At 65.2% G+C, this 20,287-nt stretch carries 19 protein-coding genes and 1 other RNA gene; 6 read left to right on the top strand and 14 right to left on the bottom strand.

Annotated features, from left to right (window positions below):
* The 6 genes from mraY to rsmH form a co-directional block, all read right to left on the bottom strand.
* On the bottom strand, positions 1-994 hold a 994-nt coding region (mraY, locus tag QZY01_RS18505), incomplete at its 3' end, for a phospho-N-acetylmuramoyl-pentapeptide-transferase (RefSeq protein ID WP_294540139.1).
* A 4-nt stretch (positions 995-998) separates the two neighbouring features.
* Entirely contained in the window at positions 999-2,444 is a 1,446-nt protein-coding gene (locus QZY01_RS18500) for a UDP-N-acetylmuramoylalanyl-D-glutamyl-2,6-diaminopimelate--D-alanyl-D-alanine ligase (protein ID WP_294540137.1), read from the bottom strand.
* The gene (locus QZY01_RS18495; RefSeq protein ID WP_294540135.1) at positions 2,441-3,901 is read right to left on the bottom strand and encodes a UDP-N-acetylmuramoyl-L-alanyl-D-glutamate--2,6-diaminopimelate ligase; all 1,461 of its coding nucleotides are present in this window, start codon (positions 3,899-3,901) and stop codon (positions 2,441-2,443) included. The genes QZY01_RS18500 and QZY01_RS18495 overlap by 4 nt, the downstream gene beginning before the upstream one ends.
* The gene (locus tag QZY01_RS18490) at positions 3,901-5,775 is read right to left on the bottom strand and encodes a penicillin-binding protein 2 (protein WP_294540133.1); all 1,875 of its coding nucleotides are present in this window, start codon (positions 5,773-5,775) and stop codon (positions 3,901-3,903) included. The genes QZY01_RS18495 and QZY01_RS18490 overlap by 1 nt, the downstream gene beginning before the upstream one ends.
* 2 nt (positions 5,776-5,777) lie before the next feature.
* A complete protein-coding gene (locus QZY01_RS18485; protein WP_294540131.1) occupies positions 5,778-6,260 on the bottom strand; it encodes a hypothetical protein in 483 nt (160 codons plus the stop codon).
* Position 6,261: 1 nt separating this feature from the next.
* Complete coding sequence (gene rsmH / locus QZY01_RS18480) at positions 6,262-7,230, bottom strand: 16S rRNA (cytosine(1402)-N(4))-methyltransferase RsmH (protein ID WP_294540129.1); 969 nt, start codon at positions 7,228-7,230, stop codon at positions 6,262-6,264.
* 402 nt (positions 7,231-7,632) lie between these two features.
* Here rsmH and QZY01_RS18475 point away from each other — a divergent pair, with 402 nt between their 5' ends.
* Positions 7,633-8,661, top strand: coding sequence for an SGNH/GDSL hydrolase family protein (locus QZY01_RS18475; protein ID WP_294540127.1), 1,029 nt, complete (start codon positions 7,633-7,635; stop codon positions 8,659-8,661).
* A gap of 49 nt (positions 8,662-8,710) precedes the next feature.
* Here QZY01_RS18475 and rnpB read toward each other — a convergent pair.
* Positions 8,711-9,135, bottom strand: an RNA gene (gene rnpB, locus QZY01_RS18470) — RNase P RNA component class A.
* Between the two features lie 250 nt (positions 9,136-9,385).
* Here rnpB and QZY01_RS18465 point away from each other — a divergent pair.
* Both QZY01_RS18465 and QZY01_RS18460 read left to right on the top strand, forming a co-directional pair.
* Positions 9,386-9,682, top strand: a complete 297-nt coding sequence (locus QZY01_RS18465) for a glycine zipper domain-containing protein (protein WP_294540125.1) — start codon at positions 9,386-9,388, stop codon at positions 9,680-9,682.
* Between the two features lie 90 nt (positions 9,683-9,772).
* The gene (locus tag QZY01_RS18460) at positions 9,773-10,555 is read left to right on the top strand and encodes an N-acetylmuramoyl-L-alanine amidase (RefSeq protein WP_294540123.1); all 783 of its coding nucleotides are present in this window, start codon (positions 9,773-9,775) and stop codon (positions 10,553-10,555) included.
* Here the strand turns inward: QZY01_RS18460 and QZY01_RS18455 are convergent.
* The 4 genes from QZY01_RS18455 to QZY01_RS18440 all read right to left on the bottom strand — a co-directional run bounded on the left by QZY01_RS18455 (position 10,530) and on the right by QZY01_RS18440 (position 16,845).
* On the bottom strand, positions 10,530-11,045 hold the full coding sequence (locus QZY01_RS18455) for a DNA-deoxyinosine glycosylase (protein ID WP_294540121.1): 516 nt from the start codon (positions 11,043-11,045) through the stop codon (positions 10,530-10,532). The two genes, QZY01_RS18460 and QZY01_RS18455, sit on opposite strands and share 26 nt — an antisense overlap.
* Positions 11,046-11,064: 19 nt before the next feature.
* Positions 11,065-14,784 (bottom strand): methionine synthase, encoded by a 3,720-nt coding sequence (gene metH / locus QZY01_RS18450; protein ID WP_294540119.1) that lies wholly within the window; start codon positions 14,782-14,784, stop codon positions 11,065-11,067.
* A 118-nt stretch (positions 14,785-14,902) separates the two neighbouring features.
* Positions 14,903-15,838: a methylenetetrahydrofolate reductase [NAD(P)H] gene (gene metF, locus QZY01_RS18445; protein ID WP_294540117.1), complete on the bottom strand. Its 936-nt coding sequence runs from the start codon at positions 15,836-15,838 to the stop codon at positions 14,903-14,905.
* Positions 15,839-15,840: 2 nt separating this feature from the next.
* Positions 15,841-16,845 carry a metalloregulator ArsR/SmtB family transcription factor gene (locus tag QZY01_RS18440; protein WP_294540115.1) on the bottom strand — a complete coding sequence of 335 codons (1,005 nt, stop codon included), beginning with the start codon at positions 16,843-16,845 and terminating at the stop codon, positions 15,841-15,843.
* 173 nt (positions 16,846-17,018) lie between these two features.
* On the opposite strand from QZY01_RS18440, the gene mobA reads away from it, so the two are divergent.
* Genes mobA through QZY01_RS18425 form a run of 3 tightly spaced genes read left to right on the top strand, consistent with a single transcriptional unit; the run spans position 17,019 to position 18,413 of the window.
* The gene (gene mobA / locus QZY01_RS18435) at positions 17,019-17,672 is read left to right on the top strand and encodes a molybdenum cofactor guanylyltransferase MobA (protein ID WP_294540113.1); all 654 of its coding nucleotides are present in this window, start codon (positions 17,019-17,021) and stop codon (positions 17,670-17,672) included.
* Positions 17,650-17,892: a sulfurtransferase TusA family protein gene (locus QZY01_RS18430; RefSeq protein ID WP_294540111.1), complete on the top strand. Its 243-nt coding sequence runs from the start codon at positions 17,650-17,652 to the stop codon at positions 17,890-17,892. The genes mobA and QZY01_RS18430 overlap by 23 nt, the downstream gene beginning before the upstream one ends.
* Entirely contained in the window at positions 17,889-18,413 is a 525-nt protein-coding gene (locus tag QZY01_RS18425; protein ID WP_294540110.1) for a DUF2478 domain-containing protein, read from the top strand. The genes QZY01_RS18430 and QZY01_RS18425 overlap by 4 nt, the downstream gene beginning before the upstream one ends.
* Before the next feature lie 4 nt (positions 18,414-18,417).
* On the opposite strand, the gene phoB is transcribed toward QZY01_RS18425, so the two are convergent.
* From phoB to QZY01_RS18410, 3 genes are all read right to left on the bottom strand, one after another.
* Positions 18,418-19,161, bottom strand: coding sequence for a phosphate regulon transcriptional regulator PhoB (gene phoB / locus QZY01_RS18420; protein WP_294540109.1), 744 nt, complete (start codon positions 19,159-19,161; stop codon positions 18,418-18,420).
* 50 nt (positions 19,162-19,211) lie between these two features.
* The gene (gene phoU, locus QZY01_RS18415) at positions 19,212-19,910 is read right to left on the bottom strand and encodes a phosphate signaling complex protein PhoU (protein WP_294540107.1); all 699 of its coding nucleotides are present in this window, start codon (positions 19,908-19,910) and stop codon (positions 19,212-19,214) included.
* Positions 19,911-19,946: 36 nt separating this feature from the next.
* On the bottom strand, positions 19,947-20,287 hold a 341-nt coding region (locus tag QZY01_RS18410), incomplete at its 5' end, for an ATP-binding cassette domain-containing protein (protein ID WP_294540105.1).

Here is a 20,287-nt window from a genome sequence, read left to right as displayed (position 1 = left end):
TGAATGAGGCGACCTGGACGATGACCGAAAAGGCCTCCATCACGAACAGGCCGCCGACCACCGCCAGCACGATTTCATGCTTGACCGCCACCGCAATGGCGCCGAGCATGCCGCCCAGCGCCAAAGAGCCGGTGTCGCCCATGAAAATCTGCGCCGGCGGCGCGTTGAACCAAAGAAAGCCGAGGCCGGCGCCGATCATCGCCCCGCACATCACCGTCAGTTCGCCGGCGCCCGGCACGTAATTGATTCCGAGATAATGCGAGAAAATCTCGTTGCCGGCGAGATAGGCGATGATCGCGAAAGTCCCCGCCGCGATCATCACCGGCACGATGGCGAGACCGTCGAGACCGTCGGTGAGATTGACCGCATTGCCGGACCCGACGATGACGAAACCGGCGAAAGGCAGGAACAGCCAGGACAGATCGACGATCCAGCCGTGGATGAAGGGCGCCGCCAGCTTGGTCGCCGGCGCCGAGGCGACGAAGGGCGCGATGAAGGCGTGGAAAAAATCGCCCAGCGACGTCACCGGCGCGGTCGCCGAGGCGCACATCATGAACCAGGCGGCGAGAAGGGCGATTCCGGCCTCCCCGGCGAGGCGGCGGCGACCGGAAAAACCCTTGTGGTTCTGCTTGGTGACCTTGAGATAATCGTCGTAAAATCCGATCAAGCCGAAACCCAAGGTGACGAACAGCACGATCCAGACATAGGCGCTTTTCGGATTGGCCCAGAGCACGGTGGAGGCCGCCGTGCCGGCGAGAATCATCAGCCCGCCCATGGTCGGCGTGCCCTTTTTCGCCAGATGGCTTTGGGGACCGTCGCTGCGGATCGGCTGGCCCTTGCCCTGCTTGAGCCGCAGCGAGGCGATGATCGAGGGGCCGAAGAAAAACACGATGGCCAGCGCCGTCGCCGCAGCCCCGGCGGCGCGAAAGGTGATGTAGCGAAAGACGTTGAGCGGACCGAAATGATGGGACAGTTCCGCGAGCCAGGTGAACATGCTGTCAGTCCTCGATCTTCAGCGTCTCGCGCGCGCCGAAGCGGGCCTTGAGGCCTGCGACCAGCGCATGCATGCGGGAGCCGTTGGAACCCTTGACCATCACGATGTCGCCGGGCGCCAGAGCCTCGACGACGCGCGGTTCGAGCCGGGCGGCGTCTTCCGCCCAACCGCCGCGCTTTTGCTCAGGTAGCTGGTCGAAAAGATGGCGGGTCAGCGGACCGGCGGCGAAAACCAGATCGACACGATGGCGCAAAAGCGCCTCGCCGAGCGCAACATGCAGGTCCGCCGCCGTTGGGCCAAGCTCCAGCATGTCGCCGAGCACCGCGATGCGGCGGCCTTCGCCCGCGACTTTCGCCGCGCCAAGCACTTCGATGGCGGCCTCCATCGAGGCTGGATTGGCGTTGTAGCTCTCGTCGATCAGCAGGAATTCACTTTCCGACGACTGCCGGTCGAACCGCAGTCTTTCGCGCGACCCGCGCCCCTGCTGCGAGGCGAACAACGCCAGCGACTTGGCGGCCGAGGCGAAATCGAGGCCGACGGAGCGGGCGGCGAGCAGCACCGCAAGGGCGTTGATCGCCAGATGCCGGCCCGGCGCGCCGAGGCTGAAGTTCAGCTCCTGCCCGAGGATGCGCGCGGATATCCGCGAAAAATTATCCTGCCCGTCGAAGTTCAGCAATTGCGCGTCGGCACCGTCTTGAGCGCCGAAAGTCAGAATATGGCCGGCGGGCGATTCCGTGGCCGCCGCCTCCAGAATCCCGAACGTCTCGACGTCGCGATTGAAGATGGCGACGCCGCCCTTGACCAGGCCTGCGAAAATCTCTGCTTTGGCCTGGGCGATTCCCTCGACATTGGCGAAATTTTCCAGATGAACCGGCCCGACATTGGTGACGATGGCGACATGGGGGCGGACCATGGCGACCAGCGGCGTGATCTCGCCGGCATGGTTCATGCCGATCTCGAAAACGGCGTAGCGCGCCGTCTCGGGCAGCGCCGCCAGCGTCAGCGGCACGCCCCAATGGTTGTTATAGGACTTGTCGGAGGCGTGGGTCGGCCCGGATGCGGAAAGCACTTTTCGCAAGGCCTCCTTGGTGGAGGTCTTGCCGACCGAACCCGTTACCGCGATGATTCGCGCCCGGCTGCGCGTCCGGGCGGCGACCGCGAGGCCCTCCAGCGATTTGAGCACGTCATCGACGACATAAAGCGAGCCGAACCCGGCAAGGGAATCGGCATGCGCCTCGTCGACCACGGCCGCCGCCGCGCCGCGATCAAAGGCGCCGGCGACGTAATCATGTCCGTCGCTGTTGGCGCCTTTGATGGCGAAGAATAATTCGCCCGGCCGCAAGGTCCGCGTGTCGATGGAAATCCCGGTCACGCCCTCGGGAACGGCGCCGGAGACGCGCGCCCGAAGCGGGGCGACCAGCCCAAGTCCACTCCACAGCAACGCGCTCATGCCGAAAACTCCCCGAGCGCCGCGCGCGCTTCGATGCGATCGGAAAAGGGCAGCACGGAACCGCCGACGATCTGCCCCGATTCATGTCCCTTGCCGGCGACCAGCAATACGTCGCCCGGTTGCAGCAGCGCGACGCCCTCGCGAATGGCGGCGGCGCGGTCGCCGGTCTCAATCGCTCCCGGCGCATTCCGCAAAATTTCCGCGCGAATCCGGCCCGCGTCCTCGCTGCGCGGATTATCGTCGGTGACGATGACGACATCGGCGCCGCGCGCGGCGATTTCGCCCATCAGCGGCCTCTTGCCGGCGTCGCGGTCGCCGCCGCAGCCAAACACCACGATCAGCCTTTTCCGCGCGAAGGGTCTGAGCGCCGCCAGCGCCTTTTCCAGCGCGTCGGGCTTGTGGGCGTAATCGACGAACACCGGCGCTCCGGTTTTTTCAGAGGCGAAGGTTTTTTCGCCGACAAATTCCAGCCGCCCCGGGGCGCCCCGCAAAGTTTCCAGCGCCGCGAAAACCTGTTGGGCCGGGCAACCGACGGCAAGCGCCAGACCCGCCGCGACCAGCGCATTTTCCGCCTGGAAGCCGCCGGCGAGCGGCAGTCTGACGCGATACGCCTTGCCTTCGTGCTCCAGTTCGAGCCGCTGCGCAAAACCCTCGGTCGCAACGCCCGCGAGCCGAATTCCCTCGCCCTTGTCGCCGACCGAAAACACCCGCAAGTTCCGCGCCCGGCAGGCCTCGATCACGCGCGGCGAAAAATCCCCGTCGGCGGCGACCACAGCCACCTGGCCGGGCTGGAGCAATGTGTCGAACAGCCGCAGTTTGGCGGAGAAATAATCTTCGAGACCGGCGTGATAGTCGAGATGATCCCGCGACAGATTGGTGAAGGCGCCCGCCGACAGCCGCACGCCGTCGAGCCGGCGCTGGTCGAGCCCATGCGACGAAGCCTCCAGCGCCAGATGGCTGACGCCCTCGGCGGCCAGAGCGTCGAGCGTCCGGTGCAGATGGACCGGATCGGGCGTGGTCAGCGCGCCGTAAACCGCGCCCGAGGGCTTGATTACCCCGATGGTGCCGAGCGAGGCGGCGGCATGGCCGCAAGCGGAAAAAATCTGGCGGGTGAAATCGGCGACCGAGGTCTTGCCGCTGGTGCCGGTCACGGCGACGATGGTTTCGGGCTGGCGCGAATAAAGCGCGGCGGCGACCAGCGCCAGCTTTCTGCGCGCGTCGGCGACCGCTATGAACGGCCCGGCGGCCAGATCGCCCGAAGGCGCGCGCTCGGCGACAATTGCCAAGGCCCCGGCCGCCAGCGCCTGCGACGCGAACTGAAGACCATTGGCTTTGGCGCCGGCCAGGGCGAAGAACAGGAAACCCGGGGCGACCGCGCGGCTATCGGCGGTCACGCCCGTCACGTCGAGGGCGCGGAAGGCCTCGGGCGCTTCGGGCAAGAGGGCGTCGAGCCGCATCAATGTTCTCCCCCGCCTGGTCTGGCGGGCGTATTGGCAAAGCCATAGCCCATGCGCGCCAGCAACGGAAAAGGCTGGACCGGCAATTCGAGATGCGGTTCGAGACCGAGAATCGGGCTGACCCTTTCGATCAGCCGCCCGGTGACATAACCGGCATTATAGGCCGCCGTGGCGTAATGGCCGTCCTCGGCCCGCCCCTGCGGCTCGTCCATCACCGTCATTAGCAGATAGCGCGGCTTGTCGGCCGGAATCAGCGCCATGAATGTGGTGAATAGCTTGTTCTTGGAATAATGGCCGTTGACCACCTTTTCCGCCGTGCCGGTCTTGCCGCCGACGAAATAGCCGGGAACATTGGCCTTTTTGGCGGTGCCGATCTCGGCGTTGAGCCGCATGATATAGCGCAAGGATTCCGATGTTTCCGCGCGCACCACATGCGGCGCCTTGGTCTTGTCGAAATCGGCCGGACGTTTGAGGAAGGTCGGCGTGATCAGATAGCCGCCATTGCTCAGGGCCCCCACCGCCATCATCGCCTGCAAGGGCGCCACCGCGAGGCCGTGGCCGAAGGCGATGGTCATGGTCGAGACCTCTTTCCAGTAGCGCGGCACGATCGGCTCGGCGTTTTCCGGCAATTCGGTGCGCATCCGGTCCAACTGCCCCATCTTGCGCAGAAACGCCTTGTGGCCTTCGACGCCGACCATCAGCGCCATGCGCGCCGTGCCGACATTGGACGAATAGGTGAATACTTCCGGAACCGAGAGCGGCCGGTTTTCCGGATGATAATCGTGGATCAGACTATGGCCCGCGTGCAACGGGCCATGGGCGTCGATGCGGGTGTTGAGATTGACCCGGCCCGAGTCCAGCGCCATGGCGATGGTGAGCGCCTTGAAGGTCGAGCCCATTTCATAGACGCCGACGGTGAGCCGGTTGATGTTGTTGTTCTTGAGCGCATCGGTCGGATTATTGGGATCGTAATCCGGCAGCGAGGCCTCGGCGACGACCTCGCCGGTATTGACGTCGAGAATGGCCGCGGCGGCGGCCTTGGCCTGAAAGCGCTCCATCCCGTGGGTAAGTTCGTCGCGCAGAGCGTGGGTGGCGCGCATGTCGAGCGACAGGGCGATGGGCGCGAGATTTTCCGGTGTCAGGTTGAAGCCCGCGCCATGCAGATCGGCGAGACCCTGGCCATCGACATATTTCTCAATTCCCGCAATGCCGTTATTGTCGGAATTGGTGAAGCCGAGCACATGGGCCCCGAGCGGGCCGTTGGGATAGACGCGCTTGTTTTCCGGCATGAAGCCGACGCCGGGCAGGCCGAGGCGGAAAATCTGTTGTTGCTGCGCCGGCGTGACTTCGCGCTTGACCCAGACGAAGCCTTTGCGCGAGCCGAGCTTTTCGCGCAATTCGCGGGCGTTGACCTCTGGCAGGATGGCGGTGATCAGTTCGGTCGCCTCGTCCTTGTCGATGATGCGGCGCGGTTCGGCGAAGATCGACATGACCTTGACGTCGGTGGCGAGGATTTCGCCATTGCGGTCGACGAGATCGGGCCGCGCGGCGGAAACCGCCTCGGAGGCCTCGCGCCGCGCCGAATGCTGTTCCGGCTTCAGGCCGAACCAGGCCAGACGGCCGACGAACAACAGATAGAGCGCGGCGAACAGCGCCGCGACCAGCCGGATGCGGAATGAGCTCTTCGACAAATGGGTGGAGCGCAGATCCCGCAGCCAGGCTTTGACGCCGAGCACGCGCTTTTTGCGCGGGGCGGGCGGCGGGGGCGGCGCAACGACGGCGGGCAGCGGCGGCGCAGCCGTTGGAAAACCGGCGTCGGCGCCCAAGTCCGGCGTCAGGATTTCGGGCTCATGAGCGGGAGAGTCGAGTTGCATCCTCATCTCCCTTCTTTGAGTACGGCGACTGGCGGCTTGGGCGCGGCGGCGGCCGGCCTGGGCGCGGCGGCGGAAGACTTGGGCGCGGCGCCGGCGGCCTTCGACGCATTTGGCGCGGCGGGCGTCGCCGAGGCGAAGGAGGCCGGCGTATTGGTCGGCTCCGCGAGACCGAGATCCGCCAGCTTGGCCCCGATTTCGTCGCCGCGCGCCGCCTTGTCGGGCAGGCCGGCGACCGTGGAAATCTGCGATAATTGCATCACTTGGCCGCCGAGATATTTGTCGGCCAGCGCCTCGATGCGCACTGGATTGGCGACATGCGACCATTCGGCGCGCAGCATGGCGACATTATCGGTCTCGCTCTGCAATTCGCGCTTGAGCTTGGCCATTTTCTCGGCCTGATAAAGCGTGGCGTATTTGATCGAATAGGCATAGACGGCGGAACCGACCAGCGCCACGATCGCCAGAACGTTGAGAATGCGCAACATTTCAGCGTCCCTTCGTTTCGATCGGGGCAAGACCCGGAGCCGGAGCGCCTGTTCTCTCCGCCCATCGCAATTTGGCTGACCGGGCGCGCGGGTTTTCATGACATTCGCGCGGACCGGGCGTGACCGGCTGGCGGCCCGACAGCGCGAAAGTCGGCGGCGGCGGCGCGACTTCGCCCGGCAGCAGACGCGAGACCGCATGGCCGCGATGGGCGCGGCCGGCGAAAAACTGCTTGACGATGCGGTCTTCGAGCGAATGGAAGGTCACCACCGCCAGTCTGCCGCCGGGCCTCAGAAGCCGTTCGGCCGCCGCCAGCGCCTTGGTCAACTCGTCCAGCTCCTCGTTGACGGCGATACGCAGGGCCTGGAACGACCGCGTGGCGGGATGGATTTCATTCGGCTTGCCCGGATTGGCGCGGCGGATCGTCTCGGCCAGAACCCCGGTGGTGACGATGGGCGCCTTTTCGCGCTCGGCGACAATGGCGCGAGCGATCCGGCGCGACGCGCGCTCCTCGCCATAAAGATAGAGCAGGTCCGCCAGCGCGTCCTGCTCCAGCTCGTTGACCAGATCGGCGGCGCTGCGCCCTGCGCCTTCCATGCGCATGTCGAGCGGCCCGTCGAAGCGAAAGGAAAAGCCGCGCTCCGGCGCGTCGATCTGCATCGACGACACGCCAATGTCGAGCACGACGCCGTCGAAACGCCCAAAATCATTGTCGCGCGCCGCCTGCTCCATTTGGGAGAAGCGCGAGCCGGCCAACGTCAGCCGCCCGCCGCTCGCCTCGACCAGCGCCTTCCCGGCCGAAATGGCGGCCGGATCGCGGTCGAGCGCCAGCACGCGGCCACCGAGCGCGAGAATGGCGCGCGAATAACCGCCGGCGCCGAAAGTGGCGTCGAGATAAATGCCGCCCGGGCCGACCGCCAGCGCTTGCAGCGCCTCCGCCGCCAGCACCGGCACATGGGGAGCGTCGCTCATGAACGGCCTCCCGCGAGAAAAGGTCGCGGCGCGGCGGGAAGGAAGGTCACAAACGCCGTGGCCCGGCTCCAGATTTCCAAGCTTGCGGACAAGCTCTCGACGGCGGCCGCCAAAGGGCGCCGCCCAACCGGCGCGCGAAGCGCCGCAAACAGGGTGGTGTGGGCTAACATGCGGCATTTTAAGCGTCAACGCGCGCGCGGGCGGCCTCAGGGACTCTTGATCGAAGCCGATTAAACCATCGTTAGCGTTAAGAACCTGTTGACGTGACGGACGGAAGTTGAGGATTCGCGAAACGGGCGCGCCCGCGCGCCGGAGTTTTTGCCCCGGCCTTGCGATCAAGTCGCTTGTTGCGCCTGCGGACATTGGCTAGCCTGAACTCCGTCAACATTGGGGGGATGCAGGATGTTCGCACGTTCAACGGTTTTCGCCGGCTTTTTGCTTCTTGCCGCGGCGGCGCCCGCCGCCGCCGGCTCGCCCTATAGCGCGCTTTATTCGTTCGGCGACAGCCTGTCAGACGCCGGCAATGTGTTCATCGCCACCGGGGGGCTGGTGAGCGCGCTGGGTTACCAGCCCGCTCCCCCCTATTCGGGCGGAAGCTTCAGCAACGGGCCGGTCTGGACCCAGGTGCTCTCGTCCGCGCTCGGCCTCGGGACGCTGGGGCCCTCTCTGGCCGGCGGCAACGATTACGCCTTCGGCGGCGCGACCACCGGCTTCACGCCGACGCTCGATCCGACCACGCCGGTCCCGACCCTGGCGCAGCAGGTCGGGATATTCTCGTCGAAACTCGGCGGCAAGGCCCCGTCGAACGCGCTTTACACGTTTTCGATCGGCGCCAACGACCTGCTCGACATTCTTTCATCGGGCGTCGACGCCGCGACCGCCCTGACCTATGCCGCCGGCGCCGCCCAGGCGGAGGCAGATGCGGCCAAGGCCCTGCTCGCGGAGGGCGCGCGCCGGCTGGTGGTGTTCGACGTGCCCGATCTCGGCCTGACCCCGGGCTTCCGGGCGGCCGGCGCGGCGGCTTCGGCCGGCGCGACCGCGCTCGCCCTGTTTTACAACCAGCAATTGTTCAGCGATCTCGCGCCCGTCGAGGCCGCGGGCCTGACGGTCTATGACCTCGACACGTTCGGCCTTATCGGCAAGGTGGCCGCCAATCCCAAGGCCTATGGCTTCACCGACGCGACAAGCGCCTGCTATTCGCCCCCCAATCCGGCCTCCCCCTATACCGGCGGCGGCGTCGCCTGCCCCAAGCCGGACGATTATCTGTTCTGGGATCATATCCATCCGACCGCCGCCGCTCAGGCCTATATCGGAACGCATGCCGCCTTCGCCGCCGCGCCGGAGCCCTCGACCTGGGCGATGATGCTGGCGGGCTTTGGCGCTCTGGGTCTCGCCGGCTGGCGGCGCCGGCGTGCGCCGGCGGCGGTTTGAAGCCGGCCCCCGAGGGGGCTTCCGGCGGGAAGATTGGAGCGGGAAGAAAAGCGCCAGTCGGCCTGTAAGCCGGGTTCTGTAAGGCGCCATCCTTTCCGCGAGCGGTCGGCGTATGCCGGAGCGAGCGGAAAAAAATGGCGCGCGATGACCATTCATCTCGGACGGCCGTTGCCGGCCGTCTCCAGCAACCAACCCGGACGACAACCCGGAGAAGGCTGGGCGAACCCTGTCGTCCCTATTCGGTTTTGCTCCCGGCGGGGCTTGCCTTGCCGCCGACGTCGCCGCCCGCGCGGTGCGCTCTTACCGCACCCTTTCACCCTTACCGCCGGCAGGAAACTTTCTTGCCGGAGGCGGTTTGCTTTCTGTGGCGCTTTCCCTGGGGTCGCCCCCGCCGGACGTTATCCGGCGCCGTTTCTCCGTGGAGCCCGGACTTTCCTCCTTCCCTCGCGGGAAGGCGGCCATCCAGCCGACTGACTTCCCCCGCTTAACAGCCGGGGGCCGCGCGTCAAGCGAATTCGGGATTCACAAAAATCCGTTCGACGAGCAGATTTGGCGCCCCGCCGGCCTCGTTGGCGGGGAAATTGATCAAAATGTCACAGACCGCAAATCCCGCGCCCGAGGGGGTGAATTTTTCGTCCCGATGCTTTACGACAACAAGCGGTCGAGGCGGAATCGCTGGCCGGGCTGGCTGCCGCAAAACTTTTTGCGCTCTGGAGGATGTCGGATGAAAAAAACCATTTTGCTGACCACGGCTCTGGCGAGCGCTCTCGCCCTGAGCGGCTGCAACAGCTACAACCCGCAGGATCGCGCGGTCGGCGGCGCGCTGATCGGCGGCGCCACCGGCGCGGCCATCGGCGGACTGGCCTCGGGCCGCGCCGGCGGCGCCCTAGCCGGCGGCCTGATCGGCGCTGCGGCGGGCGGAATCATCGGCGCCAATACCGCGCCGCCGCCGCGCCGCCGTTGCGCCGAATTCGTCGTCGACGATTGGGGCCGCCGCCATTGCGTGTCCTGGTATTATTGAGTTTTTCCCAAACACGCGACGCTTTCGAGGCGGCCCGTCTGACGGGCCGCTGCTTTTGGGTTCGCGGCGCTGGGCCGGAAGGTGCGCTGGATGACTCCTGACAGCGCGCTGGTCGAGCGCTGCCACTGTTCGCCCAATCATGGCGAGCGTCTCGCGCCGATTGACGCCATCGTGCTGCATTATACCGGCATGGCGTCCGGCGAGGCGGCGCTGGCGCTGCTGTGCGACCCGACGGCGCAGGTCTCCTGCCATTATCTGGTCTGGGAGGACGGACGAGTCTGGCAATTGGCGTCGGAATCGCGCCGCGCCTGGCACGCCGGCAAAAGCCTGTGGGCCGGCGAGAGCGACCTGAACTCCCGCTCGATCGGCATTGAAATCGTCAATCCGGGCCATAGGGATGGCCTGCCGTCCCGTCCCCACGAAATATTCGGCGGCGCCCCACCTTTTCCCGAACCGCAGATCGCCGCGACGATCGACCTGTGCCGCGATATCGCCGCCCGCCTGGCGGTTCGGCCCGAGCGCATTCTCGGCCATTCCGACATAGCGCCGGACCGCAAGATCGATCCCGGCGAAATCTTTCCCTGGCCGCGCCTTCACGAGGCCGGAATCGGCCATTGGGTCGCCCCGGCGCCGATCCGCCCCGGTCCCGTCTATGCGCTGGGCGCGATGGGTCCGCCGGTCGCGGCGCTTCAGGCGATGCTGGCGGCCTATGGCTATGGCGTGAAAACGAACGGCGTCTACGACGAGGCGACGCGCGATGTCGTCGCCGCCTTTCAGCGCCATTTTCGCCCCGCGCTGGTGGATGGAATAGCCGATGTCTCGACGGTGGAGACCTTGCTGGCGCTTATCAAGAATTTGCCTCCGGCGGCATGAGCGCCGCGCGCCACAGCGCCCGTTTCTGCTCGAAGCGCATCCCCGCATGGGCGGGACTCGTCGATGGCAGCGTTTTCCGCGTTATCGCGCGCGCCTCGACGGGCAAGTCGGGCGCGACGTGACGCTCGAACAGCCTTGCCGCCGTCTGTCCGTTGAAGCAGATCAGCGCAATAGCGGGATGGGCGAGCAAAAACCCTTTAAAATCATTCGGCCGCACATCCTTGATTTGCGAGTCGAGACTGCCTTGCCGCCGCGCCGCCGCGCAAACGTCCCAAAGCGCCAGACCGGCGTTGCGCAGCGCCTCAAGCCTTTGCTCATAGGCCGACTCCGGCGCCGTCCCGGCCAGTTCGCCAAGGATTTTCCAAAAGGCGTTCTGACTGTTCGCATAATATTGGCCCCGCCGCAGCGATTCCGCGCCGGGCAGCGAGCCCAGAACGAGCATGCGCGCGTCAGGCCGCGCGACCGGGGCGAAACTTTCGCAAAAATTCATGGGCGAGGCCCCCGCGCCATCACCTCGTGGGCGCGTAATTGAGCACCGGCGCGAGCCAGCGTTCGACCTCCGCCACGCCCAAGTTTTTGCGCGCCGCATAATCTTCGACCTGATCGCGTTCGATCTTGGCCACGCCGAAATAATGCGCTTGCGGATGCGCGAAATAGAGGCCGCTGACGGAGGAGCCCGGCAGCATGGCGAATGATTCCGTCAGCGACACGCCGATGCGCCGCTCGGCTTTGAGAAGGTCGAAAATGGTCTGTTTTTCGGTATGGTCGGGCTGGGCCGGATAGCCCGGGGCCGGCCTTATGCCGCGATATTTTTCCGCCATGCGCTCGTCGCTCGAAAGCTTTTCGTCCGGCGCATAGGCCCAGAATTCCTTGCGCACCCGCTCGTGCAGATATTCGGCGAAAGCTTCGGCCAGACGGTCGGCCAGCGCCTTGACCATGATCGAGCCATAATCGTCATTGGCGCGGGAGAGCTTTTCGGCGATCTTCTTCTCCTGCGCGCCCGCGGTGACGACAAAGGCGCCGAGATAATCCGGCTTGCCGCTGTCCACCGGCGCGACGAAATCGGCGAGCGCGACATTGGGCTTGCCGTCATGGCGCGCGAGTTGCTGGCGCAAGCCATGCAACGTCGCCAGTTTCTCGACCCGCGACTCGCCGGTGAACAAGGCGATGTCGTCGCCGACCGCATTGGCCGGCCAGAAGCCGAGCACGGCCTTGGGGTTGAACCAGCGCTCCTCGACGATGCGCTTGAGCATTTTCTGCGCGTCCTCGAACAAAGCTTTCGCCGCTTCTCCCTGCTTCTCGTCCTCAAGGATTTTCGGAAAGCGGCCCTTGAGCTCCCAGGTCTGGAAGAACGGCGTCCAGTCGATATAGGGGATCAGCTCCGCCGCATCGAGCGAGGACAGGACCCTTATTCCGTTAAAAGTCGGACGCGGCGGCGCATAGACGCTCCAGTCGATTTTCAGCGCATTGGCCCGCGCCCGCGACAAGGGCACGCGCTGCTTTTCGCTTTCCGCCTTGGCGTGGGCTTGCGCAACGCGCAGATAGTCGGCGCGCAGGTCCTGTTGGACTTTCTCCCGGTCCATGCCGAGCAGGCTCTGCGCGACGCCGACCGCGCGGCTGGCGTCGGTGACATAGACCGCCTGCCCGCTCAGATAATTGGGCGCGATCTTGACCGCCGTGTGGACGCGCGAGGTGGTGGCGCCGCCGATCAGCAGCGGAATATCGAATTTCTCGCGCTGCATTTCGCTTGCCACATATGACATTTCATCGAGCGACGGCGTGATCAGGCCGGACAGTCCGATGATATCGACCTTGTGCTTGCGCGCCTCTTCGAGAATGCGGCTGGCCGGAACCATCACGCCGAGATCGACGATCTCGAAATTGTTGCAGGCGAGCACCACGCCGACGATGTTCTTGCCGATATCGTGCACGTCGCCCTTGACCGTCGCCATCAGGATTTTTCCGGCGTTCCTGCGGTCGCCCTCGGCCTTGGCCGCCTCGATATAGGGCAGGAGATAGGCCACCGCCGCCTTCATCACCCGCGCCGATTTGACCACCTGTGGCAAAAACATTTTTCCCGAGCCGAACAGGTCGCCGACCTTGTTCATGCCGTCCATCAGCGGCCCCTCGATCACGTCGAGCGCGCGCGATGAGCGAGCCCGCGCCTCTTCTACATCGACGTCGATGAAGTCCGCGACGCCATTGACCAGCGCATATTCGAGCCGCGCATCGACGCCCGCCTCGCGCCAGGCGGCGTCCTTCTCCCGCGTCTCCGTGCTCTTGCCCTTGAACTGCTCGGCGAGCGCCAGCAGCCTTTCGGTGGCGTCGGGCCGCCGGTCGAGCACCACATCCTCACAGGCGTCGCGCAGCGCCGGATCGATCTTTTCATAGACCGCGAGCTGGCCGGCGTTGACAATGCCCATATCCATGCCGGCGGCGATGGCGTGATAGAGGAAAACGCTGTGCATGGCCTCGCGGACGATCTCGTTGCCGCGAAACGAGAACGACAGGTTCGACACGCCGCCCGACACATGGGCGTGCGGCAGGGTTTGGCGGATCGCCCGTGTCGCCTCGATGAAATCGACGCCATAATGATTATGCTCCTCGATGCCCGTCGCCACGGCGAAGACATTGGGATCGAAGATGATGTCCTGCGACTCGAAGCCGACTTTTTCGGTGAGGATTTTATAGGCTCGCGTGCAAATCTCGATCTTGCGTTCGAACGTGTCTGCCTGCCCCAGTTCGTCGAAGGCCATCACCACGGCGGCGGCGCCGTAACGGCGCACGGTCTTCGCCTGCTCGACGAATTTTTCCTCGCCTTCCTTGAGCGAGATCGAATTGACCACCGGCTTGCCTTGCAGACATTTGAGGCCCGCCTCGATGACCTCGAATTTCGAGGAATCGACCATCACCGGAACCCGCGCGATATCCGGTTCGGCGGCGACGAGATTTAAAAATTCGACCATGACCTTTTGCGAATCCAGCAGGCCCTCGTCCATGTTGACGTCGATGATCTGCGCGCCATTGGCGACCTGGTCTCGCGCCACGTCGAGCGCTGCGGCGAAATCGCCGGCCTTGATCAATTTGCGGAATTTCGCCGAGCCGGTGACATTGGTCCGCTCGCCGATATTGACGAATTTGATGTCGGACGTGAGCGTGAAGGGCTCCAGACCCGACAGCCGCAACAGCGGTTCGATCGCCGGAATATCGCGCGGCTTTATGCCCGCGACGCGCTTCGCGATGGCGTGAATATGCGCCGGGCTGGTGCCGCAGCAGCCGCCGACGATATTGACGAGGCCGGAGTCGGCGAATTCGCCGACCAGTTCCGCCATGGCCTCCGGGCTTTCGTCGTAAAGGCCGAATTCATTGGGCAGTCCGGCATTGGGATAGGCGCAGACGAATGTTTCGGCGATGCGCGAAAGTTCGGCGATATGGGCGCGCATTTCGCGGGCGCCGAGCGCGCAGTTGAGGCCGATGGAAAAGGGCCTGGCGTGGCGCAGCGAATTCCAGAACGCCGCCGGCGTCTGGCCGGAAAGGGTGCGTCCCGACAGGTCGGTGATGGTGCCGGAAATCATTACCGGCAAGGTCACGCCGCTTTCCTCGAACGCCTCGTCTATGCCAAACAAGGCCGCCTTGGCGTTGAGCGTGTCGAAGATGGTTTCGAGCAATAAAATATCGGCGCCGCCTTCGATCAATCCGCTCGCGGCTTCTTTGTAGGCGACGCGCAATTCATCGAAAGTGACGGCGCGAAAGCCGGGATTGGAGACGTCGGGCGAGATCGACGCGGTGCGGTTGGTCGGCCCCAGCGCGCCGGCGACGAAACGTTTTTTGCCGTCGCGTTTTTCCGCCTCGATCGCGCCTTGCTTCGCCAGCCGCGCGCCTTCGACGTTCAGTTCGCGCGCCAGCGATTCCATGCCGTAATCGGCCTGGGCGATGGTGGTGCAGGAAAAGGTGTTGGTCTCGACGATATCGGCGCCCGCCTGGAAATAGGCGAGATGGATTTCGCGAATGGCGTCGGGCTGCGTGAGGATCAACAGATCGTTATTGCCGCGCAGGTCGCGTGGCCAGTCGGCGAAACGCTCGCCCCGAAAATCTGCTTCCGAAAATTTGCGCTGCTGGATCATCGTGCCCATGGCGCCGTCGAGCACGAGGATTTTTTCGCGCGCCGCTTCGGTCAGCGCCTGGAGCGCGGTCTGGCCTTCGGAGGGATTGTTTTTGTTCGAGGTCATGTTTTCAGTCCTGCGATTGGCCGACAATCGTTGCGGAATTCTCGAAGCCGTCATTGCGAGGAGCTAAGCGACGCGGCAATCCAGTGGCCGCATGGCGGTCTGGATTGCTTCGCTGCGCTCAGCTCATGACGGAGCTCTGGCTAGCTTGCGCCGCTTCTCCCGCCCTCGCCCTCAGCCCCAAAAGGTGGCAGATGGCGTAGACCAGATCGGCCCGGTTCATGGTGTAGAAGTGAAACTGTTCGACGCCGCGATCGAGCAGGTCGAAAACCTGTTCGGCCGCGACCGCCGCGGCGATCAGCCGTCGCGTCTGCGGATCGTCGTCGAGCCCGTCGAAACGCTCGGCCAGCCAGTCCGGCACGCCGGCCCCGGTTTTACGCGCGAAATTGGCGGTTTGGCGGAAATTCTGCACCGGCGTTATGCCCGGCACGATCGGAATTTTGATTCCGGCGGCGCGCACGCGGTCGAGAAAGCGGAAATAGATCTCGTTGTCGAAGAAGAACTGGGTTATCGCCCTTGTCGCGCCGGCGTCGATCTTGGCCTTGAGCACATCGATATCCTGATCGAACGAAGCGCTCTCGGGGTGTTTCTCGGGATAGGCGGAGACCGAGATTTCGAAATCGCCGATGGCGCGCAGGCCGCGCACCAGATCGGTCGAAGTCGCGTAGCCGCCCGGCGCAGGAACATAGGCAGAGCCGAGCCCGCCCAGCGGATCGCCGCGCAGGGCGACGATATGGCGCACGCCGACGTCCCAATAGGCGCGCGCCACCTCGTCCACCTCCGCGCGCGTCGCGCCGACGCAGGTCAGATGGGCGGCGGGCTTCACCCCTGTTTCGCGCAGGATGCGCGAAACCGTGGCGTGGGTGCGCTCGCGGGTGGAGCCGCCGGCGCCATAGGTAACGGAAACGAATTTCGGCGCCAGTGGCGCGAGACGGGCGATCGCCTCCCACAGGTTCGCCTCCATTTCCGGCGTCTTCGGCGGAAAGAATTCGAACGACACGTCGATCGGCTTGTCATGGCGGCGGCTGCGCCTCGGTTCCCGGACGATTTCCTGCATGGTCAGGCCCTGTTCTTCTCAATGGCCGCGTCGCGCGCATCGCGCGCCAGCCATAAGGATACGGTGAGTTTTTCCTCGGCCCGGTCGCCGCCGGGCGCGATGTCGCGATGAAGCAAAGGTTCGAGTCCGGCCTGGCGCAAATATTCGGCGACTTCCTCGGACGGGAAGCCGAGCCGCCGATGCTCGTGTTTTTCGCGCAGGATTTCGCAGCGGTGCGGCGCGAAATCGACCACCAGCAGACGTCCGCCCGGCGCCAGCGCGCGCGCCGCCTCGCGCAATGCGCGCGCCGGATTGTCGAGATAATGCAGCACCTGATGCACGATGGCGAGATCGACGGTGTCGGCCTCGACCGGCAGCGCGTAAATATCGCCCTGGCGCCATTGCACATTGCGCAGGCCGGCCTTTTCGAGCTGCGCCCGCGCCACGCCGAGCATGGCGGGCGAAAGATCGACGCCGATGGCCATTTGCGCGCGCGGGGCCAGCAGCTCCAGTATCCGTCCGGCGCCGCAGCCGATATCGAGCAGCCGGCCCCAATGCGCGCGCTGCGCCAGCGCGGCCTCGAAAATCGCCGCCTCGACTTCGGCCTCCGGCGCATGGAGACGACGCGTCTCGTTCCACGACGGCGCATGATCGGCGAAATATTTCTGCGCTTGCGCGGCGCGAGCGGCGCGGACCTCGGCCAGCCGCGCCCGGTCTCCGGCGAGAACCGGATCGTCCGCCGCCAGTCTGGCGAGAACGGCGCGCGCCAGAGCCGGGGCCGGCCCCTTTTCCAGCGCATGGAAAAAAGCCCAGGCGCCCTCGCGATGCCGCTCGACGAGACCGGCTTCGAGCAGGAGTTTGAGATGGCGCGACACGCGCGGCTGCGACTGGCCGAGAATCGCCACAAGTTCATTGACCGCCAGTTCAGCCTCGGACAAAAGCGCATAGACGCGCAGCCGCGTTTCCTCGCCAATGGCGGCGAGGCTGGTCAGGGCGTCGGAGAGCGTGGCGGGCTGGTTTTCGGGCATCGGCCTGTCTAATAGATATAAACATATCTTTATACGTGATTTTGCTAAAGGGCAATGACGGATCGCGACGTGGGGCGATCCGATAACGAGACAAAGGTCCGGAGCGTCGCCGCAGCCGCTGGATTGCCGCGTCGCTTCGCTCCTCGCAATGACGGCGGGCGATGGAACAAAACATGCGCGGCGACAAGACGCTCATTCTCGGATTGATCCTCGCCGGGGGCTTGGGCCGCCGCATGGAGGGAGCGCAAAAGCCTTTCGCGCGAATCGGCGGCTCCAGCCTGATCGAGGCGGTGATTTCCCGGGCCCGCGACCAATGCGACGCCCTGGCGATCAATCTGCACCAGGCGACGCCCGAAGCGGCCAAGGCGTTCGCGCCATTCGGCCTGCCGCTGCTCGCCGACGCCCTGCCTGGCCATTCCGGACCTCTGGCCGGCGTGCTCGCCGGGCTGGATTACGCCGCCGTCCATGGCCTGAGCCATGTCCTCAGCCTGCCCTGCGACGGCCCTTTCCTGCCCCGCGATCTTGCCGCGCGGCTGGCCGAGGCGGCGTCGGAAAAGAGAGACGGGCTCGCCTGCGCGGCCTCGGGCGGGCGCGCGCATCCCGTCGTCGCGCTCTGGCCGACGCGCCTGCGCGACGACTTGCGCCACGCCCTGACCGCCGAGGGGTTGCGCAAGGTGGGCCAGTTCCAGCAAAGATATGACGTGGCAAAGGTCGAATGGGTTTTTCGCGCGCGCGACCCGTTTTTCAACATCAATACGCCGGACGATCTGTTACAGGCGCGAAATCTGCTGGCGGTGGGCGGCGATGAGGACGAAACCCTTGCATAAACTCGATCTGCGCGGCCTGAAATGCCCGCTGCCCGTGCTGAAGACCCGCAAATTGCTCGGCTCGCTCGCGCATGGCGACAGGGTAGAGGTCGCCTGCACCGATCCGCTCAGCGTCATCGACCTGCCCAACCTGCTGCGGGAGACCGGCGACACGCTGGAGGCGCGCGCCGAGGCCGACGGCGCCTGGCTGTTCACGATCCGCAAGGGTTCGGCGGCATGAGCGCGCAAAACAACAGCACGCAACGTCTGGCCGCCGTCGTCTATGGCGAGGGCCAGCCGATCGACGCGCTGATTGCGCAATTGCGGGGGCTCGTCGAGGCCCGCGGCGGGCGCGTCGGTGGCATCGTGCAATCGCCCTGTGCCGAAACGATTTACGCCACCCATATCGAAACCGGGCGTCAGATCGACCTGATGCAAAATCTCGGCGCCTGTTCGGAAGGCTGCCGGCTCGACAGCGGCGCCCTCGCCGAAGCGGCGGTCCTGCTCGCGCAAAGTCTCGTCTGCGCCCCGGACCTGCTGTTGATCAGCCGCTTCGGTCGCGCCGAAGCCGAGGGCGGCGGCTTTCTCGCCGAAATCGGCGCGGCGGCCTGCGCGGGGATTCCGACGCTGATCGGCGTCGCAGTCAAGCGGGAGGCGGAGTGGCGGCGTTTTGCCGGCGATTTCGCCGGGACCCTCGACTTTTCGCTCGAAGCGCTGCTCGCCTGGTGGGACGAAGTCGCGCCGACGCAATCATCCGGTTAAAGTTTCAACCCCGGCCAAAAGTCTCGTCGAAAGCGTAGCCGGAGCCGCGCACCGTGCGGATCGGGTCTTCCTCGTCGTCCTGCGCCAGCGCTTTTCGTAGCCGGCCGATATGGACATCGACCGTGCGTTCGTCGATCTCGGCGGAAAAGCCCCAGACGCTGTCGAGCAATTGCGAACGGGCGAATACCCGTCCAGGCTTTTCCATCAGATATTCGAGCAGGCGGAATTCGGTCGGGCCGAGATGGACGTCGCGGCCCGAGCGCCGCACCCGGCGGGTTTCCCGGTCGAGCTCCAGATCTCCGGCGACCAGCTTGACCGCCACACGCTCCGGCCGCGCCCGGCGCAAAAGTGCGCGCACTCGCGCCATCAGTTCGGGAACCGAAAACGGTTTGACCACATAATCGTCGGCCCCGACCGACAGTCCGCGCACCCTTTCGCCTTCCTCGCCACGCGCCGTCAGCATGATCACCGGCAGGGTGCGGGTGAGTTCGCGGGCGCGCAGGCGGCGGCAGATTTCGAGGCCGGACACGCCCGGCAGCATCCAGTCGAGAATGACCAGATCGGGCGCCGCCTCCTCCAGCCGCAACTCGGCCTCGTCGCCGCGTTCGACACGTTCGACGACATAGCCTTCGGCTTCAAGGTTATAGGCGAGCAGCAGCGACAGCGCCGACTCGTCCTCGACGACCAGAATGCGGGGCGCCCCGCCCGGCGAGGCGGCTCCGACGATCGATGCGCGCGTTTCGTTCATTAAATTCGCAAGGCTCCCCATTCATGCGCCGCCCGTGCGCCCCGCCGGTTTCAAGCCAGCGAAGCGGAATCGAGCCCACGCGGACGTTCGACCGGCAGCGATTCCCCGGTGACGATATAGACGACGGTTTCAGCGATGTTGGTGGTGTGGTCGCCGACCCGCTCCAGGTTTTTTGAACAGAACAGCAGGTGGGTGCAGAAGGTGATGTTGCGCGGGTCTTCCATCATGAAGGTGAGCAGATCGCGAAACACCGAGTCTTCGAGCGAGTCGAGTTCGGCGTCGCGTTTCCACACCGCCCTGGCGCGTTCGGCGTCGCGCTGCGCAAAGGCGTCGAGCACATCGTTCAATTGCGTGGCGGCGACGTCGTGCATCGACTTCAGACCCACGACGCTGCGCGGAATGCGCGATTCGCCGGCGATCTTGGTCGTCCGTTTGGCGATGTTCTTGGCGAGGTCGCCGATCCTTTCCAGATCGGCGGAAATGCGGATCGCGCCGATGATCTCGCGCAGATCGACCGCCAGCGGCTGCCGTTTGGCGATGGTATGCACGGCGAAATCCTCGACCGTGCGCTGAAGCCCATCGAGCCGCGGATCGGCGGCGACGACTTTCTGCGCCAGTTCGCTATTCATGCCGGCAAGGGCGTCCATCGCGTCGGCCAGCATTTTTTCGGCTATGCCGCCCATTTCCGCAATGTAGCGGTCGAGCGTCTCCAGTTCGGCGTCGAAGGATTTGACGGTATGTTCGGCCATTTGGGCAATTCCTGTCTGGGCTTTCTCAAGCGGGCGTCAGCCGAAACGGCCCGTGATGTAATCCTGGGTGCGGCGCTCGGTCGGCGCAGTAAAAACCTTGTCGGTCGGTCCGAATTCGACCAGTTCGCCAAGGTACATAAACGCGGTATATTGCGATACGCGCACCGCCTGCTGCATGTTGTGGGTGACGATGGCGATGGTATATTCGGCCCGCAACTCGTCGATCAATTCCTCGACCTTGGCGGTGGAGATCGGATCGAGCGCCGAACAGGGTTCGTCGAACAGGATGACTTCGGGCTGAATCGCCACGGTGCGGGCGATGAACAGGCGCTGCTGCTGGCCGCCGGACAGGCTGATGCCGCTGGCCTGCAGCTTGT

Source organism: uncultured Rhodoblastus sp. (assembly GCF_903903185.1).
Taxonomy (GTDB): Bacteria; Pseudomonadota; Alphaproteobacteria; order Rhizobiales; family Beijerinckiaceae; genus Rhodoblastus.
Note: the sequence above shows the minus strand (reverse complement) of the source record. Positions and strands in the feature narration are given on the sequence as shown.

Bases quoted from the DNA above. Each gene is read 5' to 3' on its own strand.
- QZY01_RS18475 (WP_294540127.1), top strand. From the start codon at position 7,633: ATGTTCGCACGTTCAACGGTTTTCGCCGGCTTTTTGCTTCTTGCCGCG.
- metH (WP_294540119.1), bottom strand. From the start codon at position 14,784: ATGACCTCGAACAAAAACAATCCCTCCGAAGGCCAGACCGCGCTCCAG.
- phoB (WP_294540109.1), bottom strand. From the start codon at position 19,161: ATGAACGAAACGCGCGCATCGATCGTCGGAGCCGCCTCGCCGGGCGGG.
- metF (WP_294540117.1), bottom strand. From the start codon at position 15,838: ATGCAGGAAATCGTCCGGGAACCGAGGCGCAGCCGCCGCCATGACAAG.
- QZY01_RS18465 (WP_294540125.1), top strand. From the start codon at position 9,386: ATGAAAAAAACCATTTTGCTGACCACGGCTCTGGCGAGCGCTCTCGCC.
- QZY01_RS18425 (WP_294540110.1), top strand. From the start codon at position 17,889: ATGAGCGCGCAAAACAACAGCACGCAACGTCTGGCCGCCGTCGTCTAT.
- mobA (WP_294540113.1), top strand. From the start codon at position 17,019: ATGCGCGGCGACAAGACGCTCATTCTCGGATTGATCCTCGCCGGGGGC.
- QZY01_RS18440 (WP_294540115.1), bottom strand. From the start codon at position 16,845: ATGCCCGAAAACCAGCCCGCCACGCTCTCCGACGCCCTGACCAGCCTC.
- QZY01_RS18490 (WP_294540133.1), bottom strand. From the start codon at position 5,775: ATGCAACTCGACTCTCCCGCTCATGAGCCCGAAATCCTGACGCCGGAC.
- QZY01_RS18460 (WP_294540123.1), top strand. From the start codon at position 9,773: ATGACTCCTGACAGCGCGCTGGTCGAGCGCTGCCACTGTTCGCCCAAT.
- rsmH (WP_294540129.1), bottom strand. From the start codon at position 7,230: ATGAGCGACGCTCCCCATGTGCCGGTGCTGGCGGCGGAGGCGCTGCAA.
- QZY01_RS18455 (WP_294540121.1), bottom strand. From the start codon at position 11,045: ATGAATTTTTGCGAAAGTTTCGCCCCGGTCGCGCGGCCTGACGCGCGC.
- QZY01_RS18495 (WP_294540135.1), bottom strand. From the start codon at position 3,901: ATGCGGCTCGACGCCCTCTTGCCCGAAGCGCCCGAGGCCTTCCGCGCC.
- QZY01_RS18430 (WP_294540111.1), top strand. From the start codon at position 17,650: ATGAGGACGAAACCCTTGCATAAACTCGATCTGCGCGGCCTGAAATGC.
- QZY01_RS18500 (WP_294540137.1), bottom strand. From the start codon at position 2,444: ATGAGCGCGTTGCTGTGGAGTGGACTTGGGCTGGTCGCCCCGCTTCGG.
- phoU (WP_294540107.1), bottom strand. From the start codon at position 19,910: ATGGCCGAACATACCGTCAAATCCTTCGACGCCGAACTGGAGACGCTC.
- QZY01_RS18485 (WP_294540131.1), bottom strand. From the start codon at position 6,260: ATGTTGCGCATTCTCAACGTTCTGGCGATCGTGGCGCTGGTCGGTTCC.